Below are 21,028 nucleotides of genomic sequence, written 5' to 3' on the forward strand. Positions count from 1 at the left end.
TTAAAAATCGGTTACTGGGGATTGCCCGGTGTCTGGTTAAAATTAATCTACATGATGTGAATTGTACGCAACTATAGTCGCCTATCAAGGTAAGTCATATTTCAAACTTGATTTTCTGGATTAAGAATTTGGGGTGCAATTACCCTTGATCGCTATAGGATAAGAAGCCTAATAGTTACCTTCAAAGACAAACTGCGCCGGTCCTTTTAAAAAGACCTTTGAGAAATGGGAACCTTCCTTATGGAACGAGATATAAAGTTGTCCACCCAATACGCGGATAGGGATGTTGATGTCGCCCTCTAGATTTTGCTGTAGGGCAACCGCCATGGCCGCCGCAGTTGCGCCAGTACCGCAGGCATAGGTTTCATCTTCAACACCGCGCTCAAATGTACGGAGAAAATAACCTTCTGCTTCAGCTTCGATGAAATTCACATTGATGCCTTCTTTACCATAAGTAGCGTTATTGCGAATGGCGTATCCATCTTGGAAGACATTTTTATCGTGGAGATTTTTTGCAAATTCAACATAATGTGGAGAACCTGTTTGTAACACATAGGCTTCTCCGTCACGAGCAAAATCCGTTACGTCGATCATCTGCAGATTGACAAGGTCTGCTGATAAAGAGGCGTGGTGTACGCCGTCTACTGCCAAAAAGGCAGTTTTGTCAGTAATAATGCCTAAATCGCGTGCAAAAGCGACGATACAACGGCCTCCATTGCCACACATACTACCTTCTCTACCGTCGGCATTATAATAAACCATCTCAAAATCGTAATTTTCTCTATTCTGTAATAGCATTAAACCGTCGGCGCCAATGCCAAATCGTCGGTTGCAGAGCTTTTCTACCAATACTTCGTCTGTGCGGTCAAACGCATTGTCGCGATTGTCTACTAAAATGAAGTCATTGCCCGCTCCCTGATATTTTGAAAATCTTACTTTTGGTGCCATTACGTTGATTTGTAGTAACAAAAGTACGTTTTTTTGTTACAAAAAAACTGGGAAAAGTTAAGATTTGTTAAAATGATTACATTTGTCTAGTAATTAACATATTTTAACGTGTCGGATTTTCCGAAGGGCTCGAAATGGTATTACATTTGAACATATCCGAATAAAATCGGTAATTTTAAGAGCAAAAGTTATCAGCTTATATTAAGACATTTTAAAATAGAAATAAGTTTATGAATAAGGTCGGTTTAACGCTATTAACAGCTGTTTTCGGTGGAGCGGTAGCATTAGGAGGTTACAAGCTTATTGAGAATAAGAAGTTTGATGGTATGTCTTTCGAAGACAAACAAAAGGTTTATTTTGCAAACAATCCAACAGGGGTAATGTCCTCGACAGGTAATCCTGATTTTACCCAAGCTGCGGCAGCGGTATCACCTGGGGTTGTCCATATTAAGACCACTTATAGCCGTAAGGGATCGCAGCAATCGCAAGGTTCTCCATTTGATATGTTTGAAGAGTTTTTTGGAATGCCGCAGGGTGGTGGACGTCGACAAATGCAGTCGCAACCCGTACAGGCATCTGGATCAGGCGTAATTATTTCCGATGATGGTTATATTGTAACCAATAACCACGTCGTTGAGGATGCAGATAAAATTGAAGTCGTATTAACAGACAAGCGTACGTTTGAAGCTAAATTGATCGGACGCGATCCGAATACCGATTTAGCATTGCTGAAAGTGTCAGGTAAAGGACTTCCTGTTGTCAAACTGGGTAATTCAGATAATGTCAATGTCGGTGAATGGGTGTTGGCTTTTGGATATCCGCTTGGCCTTCAGTCTACAGTGACGGCAGGTATCATTAGTGCTAAAGGTCGTCAGATTGGTATTTTGAATGAAGGTCAACAGCAACGTGGTAATCCATTTGGTGGTGGACAGGATCAAATCCCTGTGAGTTCAGCAATCGAATCCTTTATTCAAACAGATGCGGTTATCAACAAAGGGAATAGTGGTGGTGCCTTGACTAACGCTTCAGGCGAATTGATTGGTATTAATTCGGCCATAGCCTCTCCAACAGGAACATATGCTGGTTATGGTTTTGCGATTCCGGTCAACCTAGTGAAAAAGATTGTTGACGACTTTGTTGAATACGGTAATGTAAAACGTGGTTATATAGGTGTTACTTATACTGAAATAACTCCTGAATTGGCCAAAGAAAAAGGTTTTACAGATGTTGATGGCTTATATGTCCAAGAAGTAGTTGGTGGCGGTGCGGCAGAGGCAGCAGGTATCAAAAAAGGAGATATCTTGACGAAAATCAATGGAAAAGTGATTACAGGTTCACCTGTCTTAAGTGAAACCATCGGCCGTGCACGTCCTGGAGATAAGGTTAATGTTACTTACAAACGTGATGGTAAGGAAAAACAAGTCACCATGACATTGAAGGGTGAAGAATCTTTGAAGACTGCAAGTGCCGGGGGAAAAGCTTCAAAAAGCGCAACGGAAATCTATAATAAACTAGGAGCAAGCTTTATTCCTGCTTCTGCTCAGAAGAAGAAAGAATTGGGCGTAAACTCCGGAGTTGTTGTGACCCAAGTGAACCGTGGTGGTATCTTTGATTATTTTGGTGTAGAGCGCGGACTGGTCATTACTGAAGTCAACGGAAAAGCAGTAAATACAGTAGATGATGTTGAAACAGCGCTTGGTGCAACGCAACGAAATATTGTACGGTTGAAAGGTGTATCTCCGCAAGGTGGTGCTGTTCAATTGAGCTTCCCAGTAGAATATTAAGGATTGAATTAAGAATTGGTTGATTAATATAGTTTAGGTGGTTCTAACCGTGAGGTTAGGCCACCTTTTTTTTGAAACTTTTCTTTTTATTGATTTGTGTTTTTTCTCTAAGGTGGGCATGAACGCTCTTTGTGCAGTTTATTGAAAAGTGCTTATGCTCGTCGATCTAGCTGAGCTCGTTGGATTCGCTTATTGGGCGGAAAGAAGTTTGAGTTTGATTTCAAAGCCTGATGCTAGCGGAAACATGATGCTGTTGTTGAAAAGCCACAGCTTGGTAAGAAGTCAGTCAATTTTAAGCGCGTTGTTTCCTTAATCATTTTAGTTTAGCTATTTTGCGGAATGAAGTGCCGAAACAGCTTCAGTACTTTTTAAGCTGAGCCTCTTTGGCCATGCGATTTGTTACATATTTTGCTATTAACGAGTATGGGCTGCACTATGTGAGCCAATAGTGTTTTTTACTTCGCTTGGTAGAATTCCATAGAAGTGGCACTACTGTTATATAGCTTTTTTAAAATTATAAAGATGAAGATTTTAATGGTTTGTTTGGGGAATATCTGTCGTTCGCCCCTTGCGCATGGTATATTGAAACAAAAAGTGGCGGACAATCAACTAAACTGGGTCGTCGAATCGGCAGGTACGGGTGACTGGCACATTGGTGAAGCTCCCGACCGTAGAGCTATCGCAATTGCAAAGAAATATGGTGTCGATATTTCCGGTCAACGGGCCCGGCATTTCAAACCGCAATTTTTTGCCGAATATGATCTTATATTTGTCATGGATAGGCAAAACTATGCGGATGTATGCGCTCAGGTTATTAATAAGGAAGATCTGAATAAAGTTAAATTGTTTTTGGGAGATGAGGTTGTTCCTGACCCGTATTTTGATGATAGTTTGTTTGATCCCGTTTTTCAGATGATTGATCAACGTTGTGCGGAGGTGATTTCTAAAGGCGGGAATCCAACGGTATAAGTGTAGTTATCTGTGCGTTAATTTGCTTGCAAATCATCGCAAATTTATCTTAGTTTGTTTAAAACAAAAAAAATGAAGGCAGCAGAAGTAAATAAGAAGTGGAGCATCCTACAGGATGAAATCGCTTCGCTATTTGATATGGAAAAGCCTGACATCAAGGTCTGTTTATTTCTTATTGGTGTTCAGGAATTGGGTAAAGGTGCCCAAAAATTCTCAAAACGGGAAAAGGAAGAGTTGATGCACATTGCGACATGCCGTCTTTTCAGTGCTATGGGATTTTATAATCTGAAAGGTCTGGATGAAGAAGGCTGGCCGCATTGGGAATTGGTAAAGCCTATTCCCAACTACACACTTTTGGAACAAGAGCTGATTATGAAGTCGTTGATTATAGATTATTTTGAGGAATTAAACGTTATCTAGGAAATAGATAGCATAATTACAATAACACGAAGTTCAAATGGGAACGTATAATTATTAACAGATGAAATTTTTAAAGGCTAGTTTAATAGCAGCATTCTGCTTTTTGCAGGTTTTGGCATTTGCAGCTAAACCCGAGTTTAAATATGTACAGATCGTTACAGACAAGGGAACCTGTGTGCTGCGGTTGTATAATGAAACACCAAAACATAGAGATAACTTTGTCAAATTGGCAAAAAGTAAATACTATGACGGAACCTTGTTTCATCGCGTCATCCAGAATTTTATGATTCAAGGCGGTGATCCTGATTCAAAAAATGCTGTCGGCGGAGCGCAGTTGGGAAATGGCGGTCCGGGATATACAATTCCTGCAGAAATTCAGGACGGTTTATTCCATAAAAAAGGTACGATCGGAGCGGCTAGGGATAACAACCCTGCAAAAGCTTCTTCGGGTTCTCAGTTTTATCTTGTTCAGGGAAAAGTGTTTACACCCGAAGATCTCGATCGTCTGGAGCAGACAAGAATGAATGGCAAGAAATTTTCTGATGCCCAACGTCAGGCTTATACGACCATTGGTGGTACCCCGCATTTAGATTGGAATTATACTGTATTTGGTGAGTTGGTCAAAGGAGTAGAGGTTATCGATCAGATTGCAGCTGTTAAAACTGATAAACATGATAGACCAGAGGTCGATCAAAAGATGAACATGCATGTCCTTACAAGACGAGAAGCATTAAATTTAGAGCGGGAACTAAAAGGTTTAAAACCTCAGACGGGTATCTTTTCTAAAATTGGCGATCTTTTCTCTTCTAAAGACTACTAATACTGTTATGAACTAACGAACCGGGAATTGAAGAGCTTTTTTTTCTATTCTCTAGAATCACAATATTCAAAAAATGAAAATAGTAACCTATAACGTGAATGGTTTGCGGGCAGCCTTAAAGAAGGATTGGTTGGGCTGGTTGAAAACTGTAAACGCAGATGTCATTTGTCTTCAGGAGATCAAAGCAACACCTGATCAAATTCCCGAAATAGCCTTATTGGAGGAGATGGGCTATGAGCATTACTGGTATCCCGCTCAAAAAAAGGGTTATAGCGGAGTCGCTTTATTTACGCGGATCACACCTAAGCATATTGAGTATGGTTGCGGCCATGAAGATTATGATTTTGAAGGACGTATTATCCGTGCTGATTTTGATCAGGTCTCCGTGATGAGTACCTATTTCCCGTCAGGGACAACAGGAGATGTGAGACAGGATTTTAAATACCGTTTTTTGGAAGACTTTCAATTGTATAGCGATAAGCTATTGATCGAAAAACCAAATTTGGTCGTTTGTGGTGATTATAATATCTGTCACCGTGCCATCGATATTCATAATCCCAAATCAAATGCAAATTCTTCGGGATTTCTTCCGGAAGAGCGCGAATGGATGGAGAATTTTATTAATTCGGGATATATTGATTCTTTTCGCCATTTAAATCCAGATCCACACCACTACAGTTGGTGGAGCTATCGCGCAGGGGCTCGTGCAAAGAATTTGGGCTGGCGTATTGATTATAATATGGTTTCAAAACCTTTGGCGGAACAAATCAAATCTTCCAGTATAATGCCGGATGCAGTCCATTCCGACCATTGTCCGGTAATGCTGGAGCTTGCTATCTAATCATTCGATGACATTTCATAAAAAAGGCTTTCATACGTATGAAAGCCTTTTTTATGGTGAAGCGCAAAAGCGCATTATGAACGAACTATCTCCCCTGGCTATGGATAATGGAAAGTTGCTGAGCAACTTTTTCCGCGATCGTTAAAAATGATTTTGTTACAGGATCTTCGGTATCTATGGCAACAGGGAAACCATTATCTCCTGCATCAGAAATGCCTTTTAACAAAGGGATTTCACCTAGGAAAGGAACTTTATATTCTTCTGCAAGACGTTTTCCGCCATCTTTACCAAAAATATAATATTTATTCTCTGGCAGTTCCGCTGGTGTAAAATAGGCCATATTCTCCACGACACCCAATAATGGAATATTGATGCTATCCATTAAGAACATTCCAATTCCTTTGACAGCATCAGCCAGGGCAACGTGCTGCGGGGTTGTGACAATCACAGCACCGGCAATCGGGAATGTCTGTGATACGGTGATATGGATGTCACCAGTGCCTGGAGGCATATCAACAACCAAGTAATCCAGTTCACCCCAATGTGCATCGTTAAAAAGCTGCTTGATGGCCGAGGTTGTCATCGGTCCACGCCATGGAATAGGCTGGTTTGGGTCGGTGAAAAATCCTATTGAAAGTAATTTCAGTCCAAATTTTTCAAGCGGTTCAATTTTAACCTGGCCGTTTGGCATTTCTATCGAACCGGGTTTGGCACCTTCTAGGCCAAACATAATCGGAAGCGATGGGCCATAGATGTCGGCGTCTAAAAGTCCTGTTTTAGCTCCTTTCGCATGGAGAGCAAGGGCAAGATTGGCGGCAACCGTAGATTTACCAACGCCACCTTTGCCTGAAGATACCAGGATGATGTTTTTAATACCCGACACTTGTGCGCCTTGTTTCCCGATCACATTGGAAGTCATATTGATATTGACTTCTAGATTTTTGTCTATGAAATGGGCTATGGCGTTTCGACAGGCATGCTCAATGTGGTCCTTAAGCGGGCAAGCTGGAGTAGTTAAAATGACATCGAAAGAAATTTTTTCACCTTCGATCTCGATATTTTGAATCATATTCAATGTAACAAGATCCTTTTTTAAATCGGGCTCTTCCACATAGGATAATGCATTTAATATTTGTTCTTTGGTAACCATCTATTATTCATTTGTAATCATGGATTACAAAACTACTCATTGCGGATCAATTTCATGTCATTTCTTTGTTTTTAATGGGATAAGATTACCTTATCGTATTCCTAATCTTTAGGAAAGATCCGTTATCCAGTACATTTTCGTTTTCGGGTAATCAACCTGTTTTCTAAATAATTTTGTCGGACTGTAGAAAGGGATAAAAGGCCATCCTGGTTTCAGTGAATTATAATTGTATATACAGCCAAATTTATCTAAGTTTGACTGTTGATATGCACGAATTTGCATTAAGTAATAATTATGTCCAATCGATTTATAACGTCTTTTAAGTCCCGCAAATGGCGATGGCTTTATATCGCTTTAGCTGCTATTTTGGTTTTGGCGATCGCAGTAGGCACCTATGCTTATCAGAAAAGAGATGCCATGCTCATGGGAGCAATCAACAAAGCGAAAGCGAAGTTGCTTGAAAAGTATGATATGGAATTGAAGATTCAATATTATGCTTTCCAGGGGATTAATGCCGTACAATTTAAGAATATACAGCTATTGCCCAAAAATAGGGATCAATTGGCCCAAATCAATGATTTGACAGTGTCTGTAAAATTGTGGCCTTTGTTATTTGGGGATGTGAAGTTAGGACAAGTTCTTTTAGATAATGGGAAAGTTTCTCTTGTTAAAAAGGATTCGATCAGTAACTACGATTTCCTGTTCAAGAAACAGAAAAAAGATACTGTTGAAAATGATAACCCAAAGCAGAATCTGGCGGCCTTGGCAGATCGATTGTTGAAAAATGTATTTTTTAAGATTCCAAATGACCTCGATCTCAAGAACCTTGAGCTTTCCTATCGTGACGACAGTACTTCACAACGCATTGTAATTCCTTCTGCTGTGATCGACGGCGGAGATATGGAAACCAAGTTCCTGTTAAATGACCATGAGGCAGCCTGGAATCTGACCGGAACAATTGATTCAGATAATCAAGAATGTGACCTTCGTCTTTTTTCCGATAAAAAAGAGGTAAATCTTCCGCTATTACAGCGCAAATTTGGTCTAGCGGTAAGTTTTGATGAAATATCCTTCCGATTGGACAAGGCGCATAGAAGAAATAAGGAGTTACTGGAGTTGCATGGGCAATGGGGATTTAAAAATCTGAAAGTAAATCACTGGCGTATTTCTAGTAAAGATGTTATCTTTCCTGAGGCCATCATGCAGGGGGCATTGAATATTGGAGCATCATCGATTGAGGTGAGCAAAGAAAGTACCGTTCAGGTCAAAGATTTCGTGTTTTCTCCTTATATCAAATATGTGCACAAGCCGGAAAAAGAACTCTTCCTTGCCATTCATACCGATAGGATAGAGGCGCAGCACTTTTTTGATGCCATGCCAGTTGGATTATTTCCTGGCTTAGACGGTATTCAGGTGGAGGGGCATATTCAATACGATCTGAACTTTGCTCTCGAAATCAAAAAGCCCGAAAAGCTTCTTTTCTCTTCCAAAATGGATGATAGGGATTTAAGAGTGGTCAAATGGGGCGAGGCCAATATTGCGATGTTAAATACGCCATTCACGTATACAGCCTATGAAGATGGTAAGCCGATGCGGGAAATTGTTGTCGGACCTCAAAATCCTAATTTTACACCTATAGATCAAATATCCCGTTATATGCAGATTAGTTTGATCAATACGGAAGATCCATTTTTCTTTAAGCATAAGGGCTTTGAGGAGAAAGCTTTTAAACTCTCTATTGCTACAAACATTAAGGAAAAAGGATTTAAGCGCGGGGCAAGCACTATATCAATGCAACTGGTGAAAAATGTTTTTCTAAATCGCAATAAGACGGTTGTACGGAAGCTGGAGGAAATTTTGCTGGTATGGCTGATGGAACGCTCGCAACAAGTGAGTAAAAAACGCATGTATGAGGTTTACCTGAATGTGATCGAATGGGGAAATAATGTATATGGTATTACCGAAGCTGCTCGCTATTATTTTGGGAAAACACCAGCGCAATTAGGGCTTGGAGAAAGTATATTTTTGTCCAGTATTGTTCCGCGTCCTAAAAAGGGACTCAACTTTTTTGACTGGACAGGGCACCTGAAAGGAAATATGTTGCGCTATTTTAATACCTATGGTCATATTATGACCAAAACAGGGCAGATTAGTGTGGATTCAACAACTTCAAATTATGGTTTTTATGAAGTTGTTCTGCAACCGCATCTGCGGGCCGCAAGACCAGCTGTGGTAGATTCTGTTGATGTATTTGATATGGGAGATGATCCCTTGTTGTTCGATCGTCTCGAAAGTAGTTCTCCTGCCGACAATCTTGAGCATGTATCTGTTCCAAAGAAGCTAAAACAAATGGATCTAACGGAAAAGAAAGATGAGGAGGCTAGTGAGCAGGAGAAACCAAAACGATCGCTATTTGACAAGATATTGGGGCGTAAAAAAGAAGAAAAAGAAAACGACGCACACAAATAGTGTCTGTTGTGAACGAATAATACTAGCATGAAAAAGATAGAAATTGACGGACTGCTTTTCGAACCTTTATTTGAAGAGGAGCAAATTCAGAAACGAGTGCGCTTGATGGGGATTGATATAAGCCTGCGTTATGAACATAAACAGCCTGTTTTTATAGGCGTCTTGAATGGATGTTTTATGTTTATGGCAGATTTGCTTAAGCAAATTGATGTTCCTTGTGAGATGTCGTTTATTAAGCTGGCCTCCTATATTGGAACCGGGCAATCTGAATTAAACGAGCTTTTAGGGCTTGGTATCGATCTTGAAGGCCGTGATGTGATTATTGTAGAAGATATTGTTGATTCCGGGCATTCCCTGAAGTATACCTTGGATGCCGTAAAAAAATTAAATCCAGCGAGTGTGATTGCCTGTGCACTTTTGGTGAAACCTGAGGCTTTGCAGTATCATTTCGAGGAACTGACCTATGTGGGGTTTGAAATAAGCAAGGAATTTGTAGTCGGGTATGGCATGGACTATAATGGACTTTGTCGGAATCTTCCGGACATTTATAAAAACGTAGCTGTCTGATGTTCTACTAGGAAATAATTGCATTTTTACTGTAAAGCCCTAATCTATTAAAGCATTTGATGATTGTATAATTCTTTCAGATTTATGAGCAAAATTTCCAAATCAGATAACGGTAGTTTGGAGGCGGTTTCAAATAGCCCATTATCGTCATATTTAATGACTAAGACGCCTTTATTATCTTCCTCATAGCCCGCTTTTTGTATTGTAAAGTCTACCTTTTCAAAATCAATTTCTTTTTGACCTCCTTTAAACCATTGGTAGTTGGCGGTGTAGTTGATTTTGTTTTTTTGAAATTCAATAATTTCAGCGCCATAAGTATTCCATAATGAAACACGGAGCATATAGTATGCTATTAATCCAAATAAGCCAAGCATGATAACACTCACAATTGTCAGCCCGCTATTGGATACATTGACAGTGACGCCACCAAGGGGTAGAATTATAGAAAATATGGTAAGTAAATAGATGAATAGTCTGGCAATTAGAGGCCCCTTTTTTCTTTTAATACCAATTGGTTTTGTTTTAGGTCGATTTGATTCATATGTCGTATTTCTGTTCTTAACGGTCTGTTTTTTACGGAGTAGAGAACCTGTTTTGATTCCTATAAATTGGTATTTGCGAAACCTATACGTACTTTAATGATTAGCTTATTTAAACGAACAGGTTTCGATATGGTCGTTTACCATCCCAACGGCCTGCATATAAGCATAACAGATGGTAGAACCGAAAAATTTGAATCCCCTTTTCTTCATGTCTTTTGCTATTTTATCAGAGATCGCTGTAGTTGCAGGTACCTGTTGCAAACTGGTCCAGTGGTTGACGATCGGTTGTTTTTCGGGTAAAAAGCTGTATAAATAGTCGTAGAAGCTACCATATTCGGCTTGGATTTTCTTGAAATGTTGTGCATTGGTAATGGTGGATTCAATTTTATTCCGGTGTTTAATGATCCCCGAATCGACCAAAAGTCTATCAACATGTTCGTTGGTATAAGCAGCGACTTGATCAACATCAAAATTGGCAAAAGCTTCTTGGTATGCCTTTCTTCGACGAAGAATCGTGATCCAGCTTAAGCCAGCTTGTGCAGACTCTAAGATCAAAAATTCAAATAAAGTTTTGTCATCGCGGACTTGTCGTCCCCATTCTTTATCGTGATAATCGACATATTGCGGATCAGATCCGCACCATTGACAACGTATGATTTCTTTGTACATGTTCTCTGAAGATTTTTTGAATGCAATATAACTTTTTATCCTAACTTTACGACCACAATTAAAGAGTTTCGAATATAGACGGTTCATGAGCATTTCATTACCGTTAAGAGACAATTCATTTTAATGAGCGTAACTATCTTCAAATATCATATTCTATTTGTAGTACTTCTGCTGTTTTCAATTACGGGATTGAATGCGCAGGGGCGGACTTTTCGGACGGTTGTACAGGACAGCAGCACAGTTCGTACTGATAGTCTAAATATCGTAAAGGATTCTGTTGAATCGCCAAACCAGAAAGTTTTAGCATCCTTGAACCCTGCGTTACAGAATCAATATCGGATCGTAACAGTAAACGGGGAAGGTTTAAGGATTCACAACATGTACAATTTTGATGTACAGCAGTATTTTCAGGGCGAACTGAGAAGTAGCAAATTAGACCGGCAATATGGAACGCTCAAGGCTCATCGTGAAAACTGGATTTTATTTACAGTTCTCGCATTAATTTTTGGTGTTGGGATGATTCGGGTATTTTTTCCTTCTGATATTAAATTGGTTTTTCAGGGGTACTGGGATGATAGGGTCTTATTGTCTGTAAGCAAAGAGGACACGATCCTGACGTCTTGGCCCTTTATTTTTCTATTTATATTATTTTCTGGGGCAATAGGCTTATTTGTAAGTCTATTTTATGCATATGAATTAAATAGATTCGATTTTATTACTTTTCCCAATTATATGAAGACTGTAGGAATGGTAGGAGGCTTATTTGCGTTAAAAATAGGTTTTATCCGATTCTTATCCTTTGTTTTTGAAATTAGAAAGCTGGTAAAGGAGTATGTTACGGTGCTGTATCTGATTTATTTCAACACACTATTTTTAATGCTTCCTGTACTATTAATTTTGAGCCTGGTCCCCTTGACATCGGTAGGTATTGTGCTGCATTTAGCCATTGTTGGAGCGGGTCTGCTCTTTTTCTATCGATTTCTTAAGACCGCGGCTCATATTATGTCTATGTATAAATTTTCAATTTCCTATTTAATTTTGTACCTTTGTTGCCTAGAAATAGCACCAATATTAATACTGTTAAGATTATTGAGCTAAAACTGGTTAATATGCAAACTTCAGACGTAGAAAGAGCAAAGAAGGTAAAAAGTGTACTGGTGACTTTACCAAAACCTGAAAACGATAAGTCCCCTTATTATGATTTAGCAAAGAAATACGGGTTAAAATTAGATTTTCGAGGTTTTATACACGTAGAAGGAGTTCCCGCCAAAGATGTGCGTAGGGATAAGGTTAATTTAGCGGATTATTCTGCAGTGATATTTACAAGCAGAAATGCTGTAGATCATTATTTTAGAATTTGCGAAGAGATGCGATTTGAAGTGTCTGCAGAAATGAAATATTTTTGTATTTCAGAGACGATTGCCCTCTATCTTCAAAAGTATATTCAATATCGGAAACGTAAGATTTTCTTTGGCAAACAAACGGCCAAAGACCTTGAAGAAGTGTTGAAAAAACACAAAGGAGAGAATTTCTTATTCCCGTGTTCGGATGTCGCCAATGAGGAAACAAGTAATTGGCTACAACAAAACGGCTATAAGTTTACACCAGCTGTGCTTTTTAGAACCGTTGTAAGTGATTTGACGGATCTGAAAGATGTTTTCTACGATGTTATCGTGTTCTTTAGTCCTTCTAGTGTACAATCGTTATACGATAACTTTCCTGATTTTAAACAAAATAATACAAGGATTGCAGCATTTGGTGCTTCTACTCAACAGGCGCTTTTGGATCACGGATTGATTTTAGATATCCCTGCTCCAACACCAAAAGCACCTAGTATGACCATGGCTGTTGAAGAATATATCAAGAGGGTAAATAAATAATAGCCTTGTAAAAAGGTAAATAACAAAAAAAGGGTTTTAAGACCCTTTTTTTTGTTATTTATTTAGTTTGAGCGCCCATAAAGATCCATAAGGGTTTGCATCCGCGCTGATTTATATCTGCCTACATCCGCATAATTTCATTTGTGTGTGTTGGAGACAAGATCTATTGGAATGATATGACTCTATTGCGATTGTGGAAAGAATAGGTAAATAGAAGGAGTATTACAGTTGTTTGCTAGGATATCAATATGATGGTGGACCGAATCGATGGTGTTAAAATGTAATAAAAGTGACGCAGGTCATTGAGATTTTAAGTATATTTCTATTAAATTGCTTGGAATAATTTATTCCAATTAAAAATAAAGCATAGGCAGTATTTTTAAAATTTGATAGAAATATTTTTTTTATGTTTGTAATTAAGCAAAATTAGTCAATCGTGAAGTTAAAGCAAGTTGATAAAATTTCGGGCATTCGATCAGAGGACTTCTTAAAAAATTATCTGAAACCAGGTTTTCCTGTAATCATATCAGATTTTATAAGTGCAGATAGTCCAGCGTGGAAGAAATGGAGTTATGATTACTTTAAAGAAATTGCAGGGGATATAAAAATAGATGTCTACGGTAAAGAGGAGGAATCGATGGACCGCGCTGCCAGTGCTCCTGTTGGCCATATGACATTTGCAGAATATTTGGATTTGATCACAAGGGAACCGACAGAGTTACGGTTATTTTTGTTCAATCTACTCAAAATACGCCCTGAATTGAAACACGATGTTATTTATAACGATGTCACAGGCGGTAAGGTATTGCAATGGTTGCCATTTATGTTCTTTGGTGGAGAGGGGTCAAGTACCCGTAATCATTTCGATATTGATATGTCACACGTGTTTATTTCTCAATTTCAAGGATTAAAGCGTATTTGGCTTTTTCCGAACGACCAATCTGATCTGATGTACAAGTTGCCCTACAATTTTCATAGTATTGCAAACCCCAAATATAGTAGTGAAGAGGAATATCCTGGAATTAAATATCTGGATGGCTATGAGGCGGTGATCCATCCTGGAGAGACCTTATATATGCCAGCAGGCTGGTGGCACTATATTCAATATGAGACAGAGGGCTATTCGATTTCTGTTCGGGCGTTAGCAAATTCGATCAGTGAGAAGTTAAAGGGCGCGCGCAATCTGTTTATCACGAGACATTTTGATAATACCATGCGGAAAATTTTCAAGGATCACTGGTTCCACTATAAGATTAATACAGCGAAACGTCGAGCCAATAATGCAATTAAAAGAAACAAACGTTAATATAAAAAGGGGACAGTAAAATGCAATGTCCCCTTTTGTTTTTAAAATGTTTTTTTTTGTACAGCATTTTGTTTGACCTCTCCTTAAAGTCTTTGCTATATTCATTCTTCTGCATCACCCCATTTGCTAGCTTCCCGATAGAATAATGTATAGGGGTCACTTGGGTAGACCATTGCGTCGGGGTTATGCCGAAATGGGACATCAGGATTAAAAATCTCCTGAAGAATATTTCGCATAAATCTGACAAAATTTTCTTTTTGGAATGCGAGAAATTCATCGGTCAATATTCCCTCTTTACCGTTGAATAATGTTCCCTCTTCCCGCATTTTACGCGCAACATAGAGGTGGGGTTCGAGTTGTTTTCTTCCTGTTTTCTGTTCAAATACATAGGCATAGAATAGCGTTTGCACCATCGCTTTATTTTCGGTATTTGGCGCAAATACCTGATCGATTTCTTTGAATATGATCGAGTCTCCACCTGTCTTGTAATCGACAATTCTACTGATAATGCGATCGTCCTGTGTTACGACCTCGTCTACACGGTCAATGATGCCGTAAAGTGTGACCTGTTGTTCTTCTCCATTGATCTCAATAGGAAAGGGCAGTACATAATCGTTGTCATTCTCAAGTTCAATAATCCGAAATGCTTTGTAGTTGTTGATGTCATATTCAAGATACATCTTGACATACTCGCAGGCAATCTTCAGCATGATCCGCTGTAGGCTGTTTAAATCATGTGTTGTTTTTAATTCGATCTGATATTGCAGGCCTATTTCACGAATCACCTGTGCTTCTATTTTGTCTATCTCGTGCTGTAAGACAGTTGTCGGTGTAAAGTCCTGTTGCCCCTTGAAAGGTAGGAATATTTTCTCCATGACATTATGGATGACAGTTCCCAGTTTATTCATCTCAAATTCCTGAGAGATTGAAGGCGGTTCTTTGATACCGGCAATATGTTTTAAAAAAAACTGTAGCGGGGATTGCAGGTAAGTTGTTAGTGCCGTTGCAGATATCCTTTTCTGGTTGACGATAAAGTCCTGATACATCTTTTCCCAAACTTGACCACGTTTCTCGATGACGATCTCTTGCGCCTTATCGGCAAATTGGATGGTCTGTTGTTGAATTTTTCGGTCAAACTGAAATTTACTTTCAAACTCCAGCTGTTTGATAAAGCGACTTTCTTCGCCCGTAGAGCTTTCATCCACCAATCCATTGTAGAAAATGTGTATTCCTTCACTGTATTGAAAATGTCGATAGAATAAATAAGCCGAAAGGGCATCCTGGTTCTCCAATACTGGAAGCCCATAAGCGCTTCTCAGGCTATTGGGTATAAAGGTCGGTGAATTGGACGTTTTGGGTAGAATGCCTTCATTTGCGCCTAGAATATATATGTTGTCAAAATTTAAACAGCGACTCTCCAAGAGTCCCATAATCTGAATTCCTTCAAGCGGATCTCCTTCTATCGCCGAATTTATTGGGGCAATTGCTTTTTTAATCAGGCCAATCTGGAAACTGATGCTTAAGGGGGCAACTGTTTCAAAGCCCAATAGCAGCTGGTTCAGCGTTTTCTTCGTTTCGATCAAGAGGTTGTTGTCAATTTGGCGGATACGTTCCTGTGAAGATATACTTTGCAACAGGTCATCGACGAGCAGAATGAGCGAAGGTATCAAATGTGCCGAGTTTTCGATTGGTACAAAAAACTGAGGCAAAGAGCTTTTGAGATGAATGTCTTCTAATGCGATCTCAAAGAGCTGTTTGTCGGCAATCTCTTTTTGGATCTGAAGTTTATCTGCTAAAGAAACCATACTGAGTGGATGGTTGATGAAGGTCTCTATGACCTGATAAGGAATCTTCCGTCTCTTGAACTGCGATATTTCCAAATGAACATCCATCCATAGGTCCAGGATACCGAAAATGGGAGACTGCGTCAGGGGATATCCCGTTGTGATGTTGGGGTTGACATCGGGTAGACTCTGCAGCAAAGGAACAAGCAGGTTTTCATCTGCTAGAAGAATAGCCGAGGTCTGTTCCGCTTTATGGTGCTGTTCGAGGATATCATAGAGCAGTTTTGTTTGGCTGATCTTTCCGGTGCTGGCATATAGATTTACGGTTGAGGTTCTATTGCCAATAATGTTCGGGCTATCGCCAAGGGCATTGACCAAACCTGTTTGAAAAATATTTCGACGGATAAAAAGTCCCGCTTCCTGCATAGTGTCCTCCAGGTAATAGGCATCGGCATCAAAGTAGAATAGTGCGCTGCCTTTGTCCTGCCATTGTCTAAATAATTTTGCCTCGGCTTTATTTAAAGCATTGAAACCGACAAAAAGGATATGCTGAAAGGAAGATGCAAACTGCTGATTTGTAGCTTTGCCTTCAACCAGATCACGGTAGATTGTTGGATAGTTGGTTTGGCCTTCTGTTTTAAGCTTTTCTTTAAATCGATCATATAATACCGGTAGTCTTTTCCAGAGTTGAAGAAAGCGCTCTTGTACGCCACTATGCCCCGCAATAGAAAAGGACTGCCAAAATTGACGGATAAACCCTTGCTGTTCTTGCGTGAGATGTTGAAAAGCAATGTCGATTTTGGTATTGTCATACAGTTCTAAATAGATCTGCTCGATGGGAACGAGATCATAATCCAGTTGACCGAAGTCACTCAATATAATTTCGGCAATGGGATAGAACTCTTCCAGCGTTTCTGGTTGCTTGCCCTCAGCTACCAATAACTCATTATGAATATTAAACAGATGAAAAAATTGGGTTAAGGGACTGGCTTCGGTATCATCGGTCGAAAGTCTGAAAAATTCCTGAATCGTAAAAAACTGCGGCGACCAGATCGCCTGGCCATACACTTCAGCAAGATGTTTTTTGAGGTAGGTAATCGGCCGTTTATTATTAAACACGATGGCAATTTCACTCAGATCGTTTCCAAAACGCTTTTGAATGTCTGCTGCTACTAATTTTAGAAAGGCTGTCTGCATCGTGCTATTATTTTACTTCAGTTAATTGATTTGATTTCGCATAATAGAGATAGGCTTTAACGTTGTTATAGCCAAGGTTCTCCAAATTCTTTTTATAGTTGTCGACTTGGTACTTGTGCCCAATATAGTCTGTCTGTGTGAATTTAAAATCCAGAACGATTGTTTCTTCCGCGGAGGTGAAGACTTTATCGGGACGGATCGTCTCACCTTTAGCCGTAATAATGCTTGCTTCATTCCAGATTTTATAGTTTCCGGTGAGCCATTTATTGATCATGGGGTGCTTCCAGATCTGATTGATCTCCTGCATGAGAAAAGGCTCTTCCTCTTTGGAAAGGATTCCTTCCTGGATAAGTTGGCGTACCAGTTTATGGATGTCTTCTTCCTTAGAAATTTGAGCCATAATATCGTGGGCCAATATCCCGTACTGCGCGGCTTTCTCCAGCATCATAATATCATTGATGTTACGCGTACTCGATTTCTCTAAGGCCATTTCTAATTCTTTGGAAATGGGGTAATGGCGAAGGGAAATAATATTGTCTTTTTGAGCCTGATGTTTTTTTTGTTCGATCGTTTGATCGATGTGTACACCTTTTTCTTCCAGTGCAAACGGAGCTATCGGGCTATCCAAGACTTGATAGAGCACATCGCTGATATATTCGTCTTTAATATCATATCCTGTAATTTCGCCTGTTTTTTTGTCAACAGATTCTTTAAAGGAAGGTGCCGTGATATAGAGATGCTCAACAGCACGCGTTGTTGCTACATAGAATGTATTGAGTGCATCCATGTAATTGAACAGCATCTCTTCAAAATATTGCTTGAAAAATACAGATTTGCCGACTGTAGATGTATATTTTATTGGAATTTTTCCCAATTGGGCGAAAGGAGTATCTGTGGTCTCTATCCAAAAATCGCCATTGATCATGCCGTCGAGATCCCAGGAACAGAATGGAATCATCACCACGTCATAAGCTAGACCTTTTGATTTGTGGATTGTTGTGACCTCGATTGCATCAATTTCTCCGTTGGAAGGGAGCACCGCCCGGTTGCCATCTTCTTCCCAAAACTCCAGGAACTGAATAATGCCACGTTCGCCATTGGTGGAGAAAGCTGAGATCATATCTTTGAACGCCAGGAGGTAAGGGAGGTGGATATTGTCTGTGGTTGTGAAACCGTAGATTTCAATGAGTTTTTCAATTAAATGAACTAAAGGCTGTTTCTGCGCCATTTCCCAGGAGTCAATCAGCGCCTCAGGGAGATAATCTTTAAGTGCGCGGATGTCATTGCTGGCAAATTTTAACCATGCATTTTGATCGATTGTCTTATTTTGAATATGCTGGTAGAGATAGACCATCTTTGCTTTATGGATGGTATGTTTGTCCGAATTATAGACTAAAGCCTTCAACGTTTCGATCATTAATAGTACCGCATCATTGCTCGCCAAGGTTAATGCATCACCGGATATCACTTCAAATGTAAGTTGCTGCTCTTTTTTGAAGTCCATGAGCTTTTGGATGACCAATTTAGCCTGTACATTACTCCGTACCAAAATACCGATCTGCCGTGCCTGATAGCGGCCCTTACCGAGCCAGTCGCCTATTTTTTGACATAGTTGGAGTAGCGACTCTTCAATAACCTGATTTCTTCTGTAGCGTCCATCAGTGACAGGAATGTAGGAGATTTCGATAGATCCTAATTGGTCATGTTTCCCTTTTTTATGTTCAGGTACTTCCTGTTGGCTGTTTTCATAAGCTTTGACCAGCATAGTGTCATTGCCAGTAGAAATCCACCACTGTTTACCTTCTTCATCAAGGCTTTCGAATACTTTTTCATTCAGTACCTGTTGCAGATGTTGGGGAATACTGCTAAAGAGGTAATTGTTTAAATGGATGATATTTGGAAGACTTCTAAAATTGGTGTCGAGGCTTCCGTTTTCGATAAAGGTGGTTTTGCTATCCTCGTCTAAGTGAAAGGTATGACCAACCTGTTGTTCTACCTGCTGCAGGAGTATGCGCCAATCCCCATTTCGCCAACGATAAATACTCTGTTTGACGTCCCCAACGATCAGGTGCTCGCTGATTGTGCCTTTGGCGTCTGCCAATGCATTGATCAGTAGTGGACTATAATTTTTCCACTGAATACGCGAGGTATCCTGAAATTCGTCAAACAAAAAGTAGTTAAAACGATTGCCGATCTTCTCCCAGATAAATGTTGGATCGCTATTTTCATCCAATCCGAGTTTGTTTAATAAAATCTGCGAGTCGGAAATTAATTGAGCGCCATTGTCCCGCCGCCATTGCGTCAGTAAGTCGCTCATTTCCTTGAGGAGGCGCAGGTAATAGAGATTACTTTGTACCGCTTGATAAGCAATGTAAGCCGATAGATTATCGTGTAGCTTTTGGAACGATGCCAGAATGGGGCTGAGGGCGGCGATAAGATCATGCCGTATATTTTTGTCACTATCTGTAAAAGCATCTTCATTGTCGATCAACTGGAGATATTTTTCCAGTACCTTGGCAATTTCGGAAGCGCTCAGCTTTTCCGTTTTTTTATTGGTTTTGCTAGCGGAGATTATTTTATTACGCGATTTACCTTTCAGTTCACTTTCGGAGATGTTAAAATTCTTGAACGTTTCACTAAAGGCTTCAATCGTCAGCGAGAGTGCTTCCGTGAAGGAGTTTATCTTCTGTTCAACTTCCTGATTGAGGAGATTAAAAACCTCCTTTGGATTGGCAGAATTGATGTAACCATCAAATTCCTGAAAATTTTCAGAGAAAATAAGACTTGCCAAACCCATTAATTGTTGGCGGTAGTTCCAATTTTCATTTTTTGCTATTTTCTTTTCCGCATAAGCGATAATCCAATCCAGTAGGTCGGGGCGTTCATCCAGCAATTGATTAAGCATGACCGTTAGGTCATTTTTCACTTTGTTGACATTCATTTCAATCTTATAAGCAGCATCAAGATTGAGTTCATACGTGAATGCACGAATAACTTTTTGGGAAAAACCATCAATTGTACTTATGGTAAAATGACTGTAGTCATGTAGGATACGTCGATACACCCGAAAAGCTTTCTCTTGTACCAGATGCGGATTCCAATCTGGTTGCTGCTGAAGTAAAAGCTTTCTGAAATCTTCAATTTTAGGGCTACGATTGCCTGTTGCCAAGCCATGGAGTACCGAGAGGATACGTTCCTTCATCTCGGCGGTTGCCTTATTGGTGAATGTCACCGCCAAAATCTCCTTATAGCTATTCTCGTTGGAGAGTAGGAGTGTGAGATAGTGTAAAGTTAAGCTAAAGGTTTTTCCCGAACCGGCTGAAGCTTTTAGTATTTTTAATGGCGCAACAGATTTCATAGAATGAAGGTAGAAAGTAAAAAGTGAATTGGCAAAAATGTCGCTGACTATTTCGAAGCTATTGTACACAAACGGTTCATCCTGTTTACATTTGGTAAAGATGCCCTTTTAAATAAAGGAGTTTTTTGTGCCTTGATTTTTGAAAAGTTTGTTGTAGTTGCTTTATGGAAGCAAGAAAAGACGAAGGTCTCAAGGGAAGATATTACGTTTGAACGAAGTTGTTGACAAGAGCTAACCCTGTCGTTTTCAGTGAAGTTTTATTAAATTATAATGATGATTAAAAAAAAATAACTATCTTTGCATCCCCTCTAGTATGAAGCTCGG

At 39.6% G+C, this 21,028-nt stretch carries 16 protein-coding genes; 10 read left to right on the plus strand and 6 right to left on the minus strand.

The genetic code is table 11. From position 1 onward, the window contains the following. Positions 1 to 168: 168 nt before the first annotated feature. Positions 169 to 948, minus strand: coding sequence for a diaminopimelate epimerase (gene dapF / locus OK025_RS09490; protein WP_317669261.1), 780 nt, complete (start codon positions 946 to 948; stop codon positions 169 to 171). A gap of 230 nt (positions 949 to 1,178) precedes the next feature. Between dapF and OK025_RS09495 the strand changes: the two genes are divergently transcribed. The 5 genes from OK025_RS09495 to OK025_RS09515 all read left to right on the plus strand — a co-directional run bounded on the left by OK025_RS09495 (position 1,179) and on the right by OK025_RS09515 (position 5,782). After that, on the plus strand, positions 1,179 to 2,732 hold the full coding sequence (locus tag OK025_RS09495; RefSeq protein ID WP_317669262.1) for a Do family serine endopeptidase: 1,554 nt from the start codon (positions 1,179 to 1,181) through the stop codon (positions 2,730 to 2,732). Between the two features lie 522 nt (positions 2,733 to 3,254). Beyond that, entirely contained in the window at positions 3,255 to 3,701 is a 447-nt protein-coding gene (locus tag OK025_RS09500) for a low molecular weight protein-tyrosine-phosphatase (RefSeq protein ID WP_317669263.1), read from the plus strand. Between the two features lie 72 nt (positions 3,702 to 3,773). Further along, the gene (locus OK025_RS09505; RefSeq protein ID WP_317669264.1) at positions 3,774 to 4,121 is read left to right on the plus strand and encodes a hypothetical protein; all 348 of its coding nucleotides are present in this window, start codon (positions 3,774 to 3,776) and stop codon (positions 4,119 to 4,121) included. Between the two features lie 61 nt (positions 4,122 to 4,182). Then, positions 4,183 to 4,941: a peptidylprolyl isomerase gene (locus OK025_RS09510; RefSeq protein WP_317669265.1), complete on the plus strand. Its 759-nt coding sequence runs from the start codon at positions 4,183 to 4,185 to the stop codon at positions 4,939 to 4,941. Between the two features lie 73 nt (positions 4,942 to 5,014). Continuing rightward, positions 5,015 to 5,782: an exodeoxyribonuclease III gene (locus tag OK025_RS09515; RefSeq protein ID WP_317669266.1), complete on the plus strand. Its 768-nt coding sequence runs from the start codon at positions 5,015 to 5,017 to the stop codon at positions 5,780 to 5,782. 85 nt (positions 5,783 to 5,867) lie between these two features. Here OK025_RS09515 and OK025_RS09520 read toward each other — a convergent pair whose 3' ends face one another. Further along, positions 5,868 to 6,932: an Mrp/NBP35 family ATP-binding protein gene (locus OK025_RS09520; RefSeq protein WP_075994459.1), complete on the minus strand. Its 1,065-nt coding sequence runs from the start codon at positions 6,930 to 6,932 to the stop codon at positions 5,868 to 5,870. A 294-nt stretch (positions 6,933 to 7,226) separates the two neighbouring features. Between OK025_RS09520 and OK025_RS09525 the strand changes: the two genes are divergently transcribed. Beyond that, entirely contained in the window at positions 7,227 to 9,401 is a 2,175-nt protein-coding gene (locus OK025_RS09525) for a biosynthetic peptidoglycan transglycosylase (protein ID WP_317669267.1), read from the plus strand. 27 nt (positions 9,402 to 9,428) lie between these two features. Further along, positions 9,429 to 9,968: a hypoxanthine phosphoribosyltransferase gene (hpt, locus tag OK025_RS09530; protein ID WP_317669268.1), complete on the plus strand. Its 540-nt coding sequence runs from the start codon at positions 9,429 to 9,431 to the stop codon at positions 9,966 to 9,968. A gap of 47 nt (positions 9,969 to 10,015) precedes the next feature. On the opposite strand, the gene OK025_RS09535 is transcribed toward hpt, so the two are convergent. Together OK025_RS09535 and OK025_RS09540 are read right to left on the minus strand one after the other, a co-directional pair. Beyond that, positions 10,016 to 10,342, minus strand: coding sequence for a hypothetical protein (locus tag OK025_RS09535; protein WP_317669269.1), 327 nt, complete (start codon positions 10,340 to 10,342; stop codon positions 10,016 to 10,018). Between the two features lie 273 nt (positions 10,343 to 10,615). Then, positions 10,616 to 11,179, minus strand: a complete 564-nt coding sequence (locus OK025_RS09540) for a DNA-3-methyladenine glycosylase I (RefSeq protein WP_317669270.1) — start codon at positions 11,177 to 11,179, stop codon at positions 10,616 to 10,618. Between the two features lie 123 nt (positions 11,180 to 11,302). Here OK025_RS09540 and OK025_RS09545 point away from each other — a divergent pair, with 123 nt between their 5' ends. The 3 genes from OK025_RS09545 (at position 11,303) to OK025_RS09555 (ending at position 14,365) form a co-directional block, all read left to right on the plus strand. Continuing rightward, positions 11,303 to 12,277 carry a DUF4271 domain-containing protein gene (locus OK025_RS09545; RefSeq protein WP_317669271.1) on the plus strand — a complete coding sequence of 325 codons (975 nt, stop codon included), beginning with the start codon at positions 11,303 to 11,305 and terminating at the stop codon, positions 12,275 to 12,277. Between the two features lie 11 nt (positions 12,278 to 12,288). Beyond that, positions 12,289 to 13,059: a uroporphyrinogen-III synthase gene (locus tag OK025_RS09550; RefSeq protein WP_313184859.1), complete on the plus strand. Its 771-nt coding sequence runs from the start codon at positions 12,289 to 12,291 to the stop codon at positions 13,057 to 13,059. Between the two features lie 436 nt (positions 13,060 to 13,495). Beyond that, entirely contained in the window at positions 13,496 to 14,365 is an 870-nt protein-coding gene (locus tag OK025_RS09555; protein ID WP_317669272.1) for a cupin-like domain-containing protein, read from the plus strand. A gap of 101 nt (positions 14,366 to 14,466) precedes the next feature. Here OK025_RS09555 and OK025_RS09560 read toward each other — a convergent pair whose 3' ends face one another. Together OK025_RS09560 and OK025_RS09565 are read right to left on the minus strand one after the other, a co-directional pair. After that, complete coding sequence (locus OK025_RS09560) at positions 14,467 to 17,346, minus strand: PD-(D/E)XK nuclease family protein (protein WP_317669273.1); 2,880 nt, start codon at positions 17,344 to 17,346, stop codon at positions 14,467 to 14,469. Between the two features lie 7 nt (positions 17,347 to 17,353). Then, positions 17,354 to 20,704: a UvrD-helicase domain-containing protein gene (locus OK025_RS09565; protein WP_317669274.1), complete on the minus strand. Its 3,351-nt coding sequence runs from the start codon at positions 20,702 to 20,704 to the stop codon at positions 17,354 to 17,356. Positions 20,705 to 21,028 lie beyond the last annotated feature (324 nt).

Origin of the sequence: Sphingobacterium sp. UGAL515B_05, from assembly GCF_033097525.1 — a bacterium.
Classification (GTDB): domain Bacteria; phylum Bacteroidota; class Bacteroidia; order Sphingobacteriales; family Sphingobacteriaceae; genus Sphingobacterium.

Bases quoted from the DNA above. Each gene is read 5' to 3' on its own strand.
- OK025_RS09550 (WP_313184859.1), top strand. From the start codon at position 12,289: ATGCAAACTTCAGACGTAGAAAGAGCAAAGAAGGTAAAAAGTGTACTG.
- OK025_RS09540 (WP_317669270.1), bottom strand. From the start codon at position 11,179: ATGTACAAAGAAATCATACGTTGTCAATGGTGCGGATCTGATCCGCAA.
- OK025_RS09505 (WP_317669264.1), top strand. From the start codon at position 3,774: ATGAAGGCAGCAGAAGTAAATAAGAAGTGGAGCATCCTACAGGATGAA.
- OK025_RS09515 (WP_317669266.1), top strand. From the start codon at position 5,015: ATGAAAATAGTAACCTATAACGTGAATGGTTTGCGGGCAGCCTTAAAG.
- OK025_RS09565 (WP_317669274.1), bottom strand. From the start codon at position 20,704: ATGAAATCTGTTGCGCCATTAAAAATACTAAAAGCTTCAGCCGGTTCG.
- OK025_RS09495 (WP_317669262.1), top strand. From the start codon at position 1,179: ATGAATAAGGTCGGTTTAACGCTATTAACAGCTGTTTTCGGTGGAGCG.
- OK025_RS09560 (WP_317669273.1), bottom strand. From the start codon at position 17,346: ATGCAGACAGCCTTTCTAAAATTAGTAGCAGCAGACATTCAAAAGCGT.
- OK025_RS09535 (WP_317669269.1), bottom strand. From the start codon at position 10,342: ATGCTTGGCTTATTTGGATTAATAGCATACTATATGCTCCGTGTTTCA.
- OK025_RS09520 (WP_075994459.1), bottom strand. From the start codon at position 6,932: ATGGTTACCAAAGAACAAATATTAAATGCATTATCCTATGTGGAAGAG.
- OK025_RS09525 (WP_317669267.1), top strand. From the start codon at position 7,227: ATGTCCAATCGATTTATAACGTCTTTTAAGTCCCGCAAATGGCGATGG.
- hpt (WP_317669268.1), top strand. From the start codon at position 9,429: ATGAAAAAGATAGAAATTGACGGACTGCTTTTCGAACCTTTATTTGAA.
- OK025_RS09510 (WP_317669265.1), top strand. From the start codon at position 4,183: ATGAAATTTTTAAAGGCTAGTTTAATAGCAGCATTCTGCTTTTTGCAG.
- dapF (WP_317669261.1), bottom strand. From the start codon at position 948: ATGGCACCAAAAGTAAGATTTTCAAAATATCAGGGAGCGGGCAATGAC.
- OK025_RS09545 (WP_317669271.1), top strand. From the start codon at position 11,303: ATGAGCGTAACTATCTTCAAATATCATATTCTATTTGTAGTACTTCTG.
- OK025_RS09500 (WP_317669263.1), top strand. From the start codon at position 3,255: ATGAAGATTTTAATGGTTTGTTTGGGGAATATCTGTCGTTCGCCCCTT.